This is a genomic window from Pseudomonas sp. TMW22089 (assembly GCF_022496645.1).
Classification (GTDB): Bacteria; Pseudomonadota; Gammaproteobacteria; order Pseudomonadales; family Pseudomonadaceae; genus Aquipseudomonas; species Aquipseudomonas paraversuta.
Window position 1 is genome coordinate 176,313 of sequence record NZ_SCFG01000008.1, and the last position, 8,049, is coordinate 184,361.

Annotated in this window: 7 protein-coding genes; 6 read left to right on the forward strand and 1 reads right to left on the reverse strand. The window is 57.9% G+C overall.

Annotated elements, in window-relative coordinates; translation table 11 throughout:
* The first annotated feature begins 2 nt into the window (after positions 1-2).
* The 6 genes from EQV90_RS10735 to EQV90_RS10760 all read left to right on the forward strand — a co-directional run bounded on the left by EQV90_RS10735 (position 3) and on the right by EQV90_RS10760 (position 6,072).
* A complete protein-coding gene (locus EQV90_RS10735) occupies positions 3-467 on the forward strand; it encodes a methylglyoxal synthase (protein ID WP_003440683.1) in 465 nt (154 codons plus the stop codon).
* A gap of 153 nt (positions 468-620) precedes the next feature.
* Positions 621-1,139, forward strand: a complete 519-nt coding sequence (locus EQV90_RS10740; protein ID WP_003440680.1) for a sigma-70 family RNA polymerase sigma factor — start codon at positions 621-623, stop codon at positions 1,137-1,139.
* A gap of 99 nt (positions 1,140-1,238) precedes the next feature.
* Positions 1,239-2,144, forward strand: coding sequence for a FecR domain-containing protein (locus EQV90_RS10745; RefSeq protein ID WP_165439811.1), 906 nt, complete (start codon positions 1,239-1,241; stop codon positions 2,142-2,144).
* 131 nt (positions 2,145-2,275) lie between these two features.
* Positions 2,276-4,873 (forward strand): TonB-dependent hemoglobin/transferrin/lactoferrin family receptor, encoded by a 2,598-nt coding sequence (locus EQV90_RS10750; RefSeq protein WP_240878077.1) that lies wholly within the window; start codon positions 2,276-2,278, stop codon positions 4,871-4,873.
* 112 nt (positions 4,874-4,985) lie between these two features.
* Entirely contained in the window at positions 4,986-5,594 is a 609-nt protein-coding gene (locus EQV90_RS10755; RefSeq protein WP_003440671.1) for a biliverdin-producing heme oxygenase, read from the forward strand.
* A 58-nt stretch (positions 5,595-5,652) separates the two neighbouring features.
* Complete coding sequence (locus tag EQV90_RS10760; RefSeq protein ID WP_029612387.1) at positions 5,653-6,072, forward strand: YbaN family protein; 420 nt, start codon at positions 5,653-5,655, stop codon at positions 6,070-6,072.
* A 42-nt stretch (positions 6,073-6,114) separates the two neighbouring features.
* Here the strand turns inward: EQV90_RS10760 and arcD are convergent, their stop codons facing one another.
* Positions 6,115-7,542 carry an arginine-ornithine antiporter gene (arcD, locus tag EQV90_RS10765; RefSeq protein ID WP_003440663.1) on the reverse strand — a complete coding sequence of 476 codons (1,428 nt, stop codon included), beginning with the start codon at positions 7,540-7,542 and terminating at the stop codon, positions 6,115-6,117.
* Positions 7,543-8,049 lie beyond the last annotated feature (507 nt).

The following is an 8,049-nucleotide window of genomic DNA, read 5'->3' on the forward strand; positions in this document are numbered from 1 at the left end:
CGATGATCGGTATCAGCTTCACCTCGGCCCCCCTGGCGGCGCGCAAGCGTATCGCCCTGGTGGCTCACGATCACTGCAAGGGTTTCTTGCTGGACTGGGCCGAGCGGCACAAAACAGTGCTCAGCCAGCACGAGCTGTGCGCCACTGGCACCACGGGTTTGCTGTTAAGCCAACGCCTGGGCTTGCCGATCGAAAGCATGATCAGCGGCCCATTGGGTGGCGACCAGCAGGTCGGCGCGCGGATCGCCGAGCAACGGGTCGACATGCTGGTGTTTTTCTGGGACCCCTTCGAGCCCCAGCCCCACGATCCGGATATCAAGGCACTGCTGCGGGTAGCCGCGGTGTGGAATATTCCGGTGGCATGCAATGAGTGCAGCGCCGATTACTTGATCAGCAGCCCATTGATGAGCCAGCCCCACGAGCATCGCATCCCCGATTACAGCGCCTATCTCAAGGGGCGCGTGTAAGGCACCAGCACCTCATCCACACTGTGGGGGCTGGCAAGCCAGCTCCCACAGATGGAAAGTGGCCTCACAGATTCTCCCCCGCACAAAACAGCACTTGACCAAAGGCATGGATGATAAGCATTATCATTCGCTCAAAATCGGTCGGGTAACACAGTGAGTCAGTCCCGCTTCAATCAAGTCTTCCTTGCCCAACGGGTAACCCTGCTGCGCACGCTGGAGCGAATGGTCAATAACCACAGCACCGCAGAGGATCTGTTGCAGGAGACCTATCTGCGCGTGACCCGGGCCTTGAGCGAACGAGCGGTCGAGCACCTTGAGCCATTTGTGTTCCAGACGGCGCGCAACCTGGCGCTTGATCATCTGCGGGCACGGCGCATCCAGTCCCGGACAGTGGTTGAAGATGTACCGATTGAAGTCATCGAGGGCGTTGCCTCTCCCCTCAGCACCCCCGAAGAAGCCCATCAAGCCGCACAATTACTGGAGCGTTTGAGTGTGAGCCTGAGCCAGTTAAGCGCACGCCAGCAGCGAATTTTCATCCTCAGCCGCCTGCATGGCTGCAGTTATCAAGAGATCGCCGAAGAGCTCGACGTCTCATTGAGTACCGTCCAAAAGGAACTCAAATTGATCATGGCAATCTGCATCGGGGTAGCCGACAGGCTGAGTCGGCCTTAATCTTCACCCTCGAAGCCTGCAAAAATGTCCTGAGACTGCCAAGGAACATCTGTGACAGACACTCACAAATCCGCTCAAGAGGTGCTGCAAGACAGCGCCATGGATCAGGCACTGGACTGGCTGATTACCCTTGAGTGCGCAAACGATGCGCAAAAGTCAGCCTTCAATGACTGGCTGAATGCCGACCCGGCCCATGCCCGGGCCTATGCCAAAGCCAACGCCGTGTGGAACGGGCAGCCGTTGCTGGCCGCGGCCCACACCCTGCAAACCCGCCGTGCTCCCGGGGTGATGCGCCGCGTCAGCCGCTACTGGAAACACGCGGCAGCCGCTGCCGTGCTGGTGATCACCGTGGGTGGCTACAGCAACGTGCCCTTACGTCTGCAAGCCGATCACCTGACCATGGTCGGCGAACGCCAGCGCCTGCAGCTCGAAGACGGCTCGAAGGTCCTGCTCAACACCAACTCGGCGTTTTCCAGCAAGCTGGTCAATGCCCAGGGCAATGCTCGCCTGTATCAAGGCGAGGCATTTTTTGAGGTCCCGGCCAATCTGGAATTGCCGATGCTGCTTGACGCCGGTCCGGTACGCGCCAGCGTGCGCGATTCCGCCTTCGCCGTGAGCTACCTCAATGGCGAAGCCCATGTGCGGGTACAGCGTGGCGATGTTGAACTGCGGGTAAAAAGTGCCGGCACACAAATGCGCTTGTCTGCCGGCAATAGCGTGAGCATCGGCCCCAACGGATTCGGCCAGCCCGTCAAGCTCAACCCGCAGACTGACCTCGCCTGGGTTCAGGGTCGTCTGGTATTTGAAAACTGCCCGATGGGCAAAGTGCTGGACGAAGTCCGGCGCTATTACCCCGGCTGGATTCTGAGCAACAACGACAAACTGGCGAACGTGGCGGTGACCGGTAATTACCGGCTGGATCAGCCCCTGGACATTGTCCGCTCCCTGGCCCACATCACCTCGAGCAGCCTTTCGGAATACCCGGCGCTGGTGATCCTGAATTAACCAGCCCGATTAATTAAATATTTTTTTACTCGATAGCCAGGGGCCATACGTCTCGTTGTAGTCAATGCAACTGATTCGCATTTTGAATCATGTTCGCAACTATAAGATTCGTTCACCACGGAGCGCTATCAATGCCCACTCGTTTCAACCGCCGGTCCTCCTCCAACGCCCGTTCGGGCGGCTTGCAGCAATGCACGTTGTCGTTGTTGACCGTCGCCATGTTCCTGGCCGGTGTGCAAGCAGCCCCGGCCATGGCCGCGACCGATGAGCCAGCAGCCACCCGCTCCGTGGGCAATTACAAGTTTGCAATCTCCCAGCAGCCATTGGTGTCGGCGCTCAACGCTTTTACCAGCGTGACCGGCTGGCAGGTCGGCTTGCCGGCCGAGCTGGGACAGGATGTTTCCTCACCGGGGGTACGTGGCTCCCTGTCCCCGGAGAAAGCGCTGGATCGCCTGCTGATCGGTACTAACCTGGGCTACCGCAAGCTGAGCAACAACAACATCGTGCTCGAAAAGCGCAGCAACAGCAGCGGCACCCTGGCCCTGCAACAGGTGACCATCAGCGCCACCCGCCAGGAACAGGACGTGAACTCGGTCCCCAGCACTATTTCCGTGCATGACCGCCAGGAACTCGACCGCCAGAACGTCAACACCATCAAGGAACTGGTGCGTTATGAACCCGGTGTTTCGGTGGGCGGCACCGGCCAGCGTGGCGGGGTCAGCGGCTATAACATTCGCGGTATTGACGGTGACCGGATCCTGACCCAGGTCGACGGCGTCGAAATTCCGGACTCGTTCTTCAACGGCCCCTACGCCAAGACCCAGCGCAACTATGTCGACCCCGAAATCGTAAAACGGGTTGAAATCCTCCGTGGCCCGGCGTCGGTTCTTTACGGCAGCAATGCCATTGGTGGCGCAGTCAGCTATTTCACCCTCGACCCGGATGACATCATCAAACCGGGCCAGGATGTCGGTGCACGTCTGAAAACCGGTTATAGCTCCGCCGATCGCAGCTGGCTGAAATCCGGCACCGTGGCCGGCCGTGCAGGTGACTTTGACGGTTTGCTGCACTTGAGCCAGCGCGATGGCCACGAAACCGAATCCTATGGCAATCATGGCGGCACCGGCCTGAGCCGCACGGCCGCCAACCCCGAAGACGTGAAAACCACCAACGTGCAGGCCAAGGCAGGCTGGAACTACAACGATGACGATCGCCTGGCCTTCACCTACGAAAAATTCAAGAACCGGATCGACGCCAATGAAAAAAGCGCAGTCGGCGGCCCCTTCAACCAGGGCCAGCCACTGGGCATGTATCGCTCGCGCACCGGTACCGACACCGTCAGCCGCGAGCGTTTCGGGCTCGAAAACAGCATGGTTGTTGATAGCGCCGTGGCCGACAACCTCAAGCTGAGCCTGAACTACCAGACCGCCAAGACCGACCAGAACACCCTGGAAGACTACTTCCCCTTCACCCGGAATGTGCTGCGCTCGCGCAATACCACCTACGAAGAGAAACAGTGGGTGCTGGACGCCCAGGCAGATAAAGCCTTTCAGATCGCTGACACCGATCATTTGCTGACCTACGGTGCCACCGTCAAAAACCAGAAAGTCACCGGCTCGCGCAGCGGTTCGGGGGTATGTCTGGCCGTCGGCAGAGGCTGCTCGGCAGTGGGCGCCAACAGCCCAAGCGACTATCTGGTCAAATCCAGCGATTTCCCGGACCCGACCATCAACACCTACAGCCTGTTCGCCCAGGACGAAATCAGCTGGAACGACTGGACCTTCATGCCGGGGCTGCGCTACGACTACACCAAACTCACGCCACACATCACTCAGGAGTTCCTCAATACGGTGGCCGCCGCTGACAAGAGCAGTGTCAGTGACAAGGAGAAAGTCTGGCATCGCCTGTCGCCCAAGTTCGGCCTGACCTACGCCCTGAGCGAGGAGTACACCTGGTACGGCCAGTACGCCGAAGGTTTCCGTACACCTAGCGCCAAAGCACTGTATGGCCGGTTTACCAATCTGGGGGAAGGCTATTCGGTTGAGCCCAATCCGGATCTGGAGCCGGAAAAAAGCAAAAGCTTCGAAACCGGGCTGCGCGGTACTTTCGATGCCGGTTCATTCGATGTTGCCGTGTTCTATAACAAGTACCGCGACTTCATCAATGAAGATGCGATCACCCCCGGCTACGACGAGCTGACGTTCCAGAGCAACAACATCAAACACGCCACCATCAAGGGCGCCGAAATCAAAGGCCGCTTGAATCTGGATGCGTTCGGTGCACCCCATGGCCTGTACAACATCGGTTCGGTGGCTTATGCCCACGGCAGAAACGACGACACCGGCGAGCCGATCAACAGCGTCAACCCGCTTAAAGCAGTGCTCGGCCTTGGCTACGAGCAAGAGAACTACGGTGCTCTGGTGAGCTGGACCCTGGTTAAACGCAAGGACCAGGTCGACGACAGCAACTTCTTCTCGCCCGACGGCACCAGCACCCAGTTCAAGTCCCCGGGCTACGGTGTGATTGATCTGTCCGGCTTCTACAAGGTCACCCGGGACGTCACCGTCAACGCTGGCCTGTACAACCTGACCGACAAGAAATACTGGAACTGGGATGATGTTCGCGGCTACGACAGCGTAGGTGAAGCCGGGGTCATCAACCCCGCCAACATGGACCGCCTGACGGCCCCGGGCCGCAACTTCGCAATCAATCTGGTGTGGGATATCTGATCCCGAGCCCCATTGCGCAGTCCATTCAGGCTGCGCAGTGAGGATTTTTTACTGTGACGCGTCTTCTGGTTCGTCTAGTTACAAAGCGCATCTCATTCTCAAGGACATTTGCATGAATACTCCAGATTCCGCACAGCGCCCGACCCTGCGCTCGCAACGCCTGAACCAGATCACCAACGAGCCGCACCAAAAGCTCGACGCCCTGGTCAAGGCACATTCGCCCTTTGCAACCGTGCCTAACTTTGCCCGTTTTGTTGTGGCCCAATACCTGTTTCAGTCAGAACTCAAAGCCCTGTACACCGACCCGGCCCTGAAAGAAATCGTTCCGGATCTGCCAGAGCGTTGCCGTGCCGAGCAAGCCAGGGCCGATCTGGCCGACCTCGACACTGCAGTCCCTGCACCTGTTGCCGGCGCAGTGACCGCACCGAGCAAAGCCGAAGCCCTGGGCTGGATTTTTGTATCCGAAGGTTCCAAGCTCGGTGCCGCGTTCCTGATCAAGCGTGCTGTTGGCCTGGGCCTGAGCGACACGTTCGGCGCTCGCCATCTGGGTGAGCCTGCAGGCGGCCGCGCCGAAGGCTGGAAGAGCTTCATCAGAACCCTCGACGGTCTGGATCTCAGCACCGAAGAAGAAGCTGAGCTGGACAAGGGTGCAGTGGCCGCCTTCGAACGTTTCACCGTATTACTGGAACACGCTTACGCTGCTGAACCGGAACTGGCTTAAGCTTGACCTGCCCGGCCGGCACTCGCTGGCCGGGCGTCCTTTCATGCGTCTTGAGCTTATGACCCGCCAAACTCAATCCTCGTCGAAAATAGCTCGCGTGCTGTTTGGCCTGCTGGCCTACGTGAGCCTGGGCATTGGCCTGATCGCAATAGTGATTCCGGGCCTGCCGACCACCGAATTCATTCTGCTAGCGGCCTGGGCCGCGACCAAAAGCTCACCACGCCTGAGTGCCTGGCTCGAGAACCATCGTTTGTTTGGCCCGATTCTGAGCAACTGGCGCAACGGCAAAATCATCCAGCGCAAAGCCAAAGTCAGCGCCACGGTCAGCATGCTGCTCTGTGCCGGGCTGATGCTGTATGTGCTGGATCACGACTGGCCCGTATTCCTCGCCATTGCCGGCATGAGCATGGGCAACCTGTGGATCTGGTCCCGGCCAGAGTGCCTGCCCAAGGCAGCTACCGCCCCGCAGAACCACTGACCCGCAACCCTGCTGCGGGCGCAGGGTTATGGGTTGATCGCATTACAGGGTCAGCAAGCCGCTATAAAGCCCGTACGCCGCCGAGAGTGCCGCGCACAATACCGCAGCAAAAATCAGTTTCTCCCAGTGCTTGAATAACGGCTCACCCTGCTCCCGCTTGGCCTTGGCAAAAAACAACACCCCAGGGGCATACAGCAAAGCCGAGAGCAGCAGGTATTTGGGGCCCGCCGCATACAGCAGCCACATGGCATAAATCAAAGCGACCGCGGCCACGAGCAGGTCCTTGACCCGCCGCCTGCTCGCCAGCGAGTAGGTCTCCCCTCGTATGCACAACAACACCGAATAGGCGGCCGACCACAGGTAGGGCACCAGAATCATCGAAGACGCCAGATAGATCAGACTGGTGTAGGTGCCCGACGACACCAGGGTGATGATCAGGAAAATCTGAATCATCGAGTTGGTCAGCCACAAGGCGTTAACCGGTACATGATTGGCGTTTTCCTTTTTCAGGAACGCCGGCATCATTTTGTCCTTTGATGTGGCAAACAGGATTTCGGCGCACAGCAGCGCCCATGACAACAACGCCCCCAACAGCGAAATGGCCAGCCCGATGCTGATCAGGATCGCCCCCCAGTCCCCTACCAGATACTGCAGCACACCGGCCATCGACGGGTTCTGCAGACTGGCCAGCTCCGGCTGGGTCATGACCCCGAGCGACAGCACATTCACCAGCATCAGCAACGCCAGCACCCCGAGAAAACCGATCACCGTGGCCTTGCCCACATCCGAGCGTTTTTCGGCCCTGCCCGAGTACACACTGGCGCCTTCGATACCGATAAACACAAACACGGTGACCAGCATCATGTTGCGCACCTGGTCCATCACGCTGCCCAGATCTGGCGCACCGCTGCCCCACAGATCCCGGGTAAAAATGTCCGCCTTGAAGGCTACCGCTGCAATCACGATAAACATCACGATCGGGACAATTTTCGCCACAGTGGTCAACTGGTTGATGAACGCTGCTTCCTTGATTCCGCGCAATACCAGAAAGTGCACGCCCCACAGCAACAAGGAGGCACAGCCGATGGCAACCGGTGTGTTGCCCTGGCCAAACATCGGGAAGAAATAGCCCAGAGTGCTGAACAGCAGCACGAAGTAGCCGACGTTGCCCAGCCAGGCACTGATCCAGTAGCCCCAGGCCGATGAGAACCCCATGTAGTCACCAAAGCCGGCCCTGGCATAGGCGTATACACCTGAGTCCAGTTCTGGCTTGCGATTGGCGAGTGTCTGGAAGACAAAGGCCAGCGCCAGCATGCCCACTGCCGTGATCCCCCAGCCGATCAACACGGCACCGCCAGCAGCATGTGCGGCAATATTTTGTGGCAAAGAAAAAATACCGCCGCCAATCATTGAGCCGACCACCAACGCAATCAGGGCGTTGAGTCGAAGCTTGTGTGCCTGCTGTGACATTGCCACCTCTTTTTCAGTTAATTATTAATGGGCATCCGGTCACAACCGCTGGCTGGCTAAATATAACTGCACCCTGAACGTTCATTAAGGTTAAGCCATAAGTAAGCTTTTTTTAATAACAACCTTTTCTATTGAAACCTAAAAGACAACTCATATGTAAATGACATTTTAATTTTTAGACCGGCAGATGAAACCTCGCAATCACATTTGCAAATCTGAAAATACTGTCTAGCTTCAATCCCCACGCAAATGCAGTAAAGCTGCAGCGTCAACCGAGAGTATCCCTGTCTGGAACACGCTTTCCAGAGCGCGTCAAAATAAGCCGCAATGGCGACTTCTCTTCACTACTAACAATGGAATGTAGTAATGCCCTGATCTAAGGAAACTCTGAAAAGGACTTCCAAATCTGGTGAAATACGCCTGTCCCACGAACTGAACGGTTGAGCCCCGATGAAGCAAATGTCTTTCGCTGATGCCGAGTACGCAGGCAAACGTAAGCAGACCCGC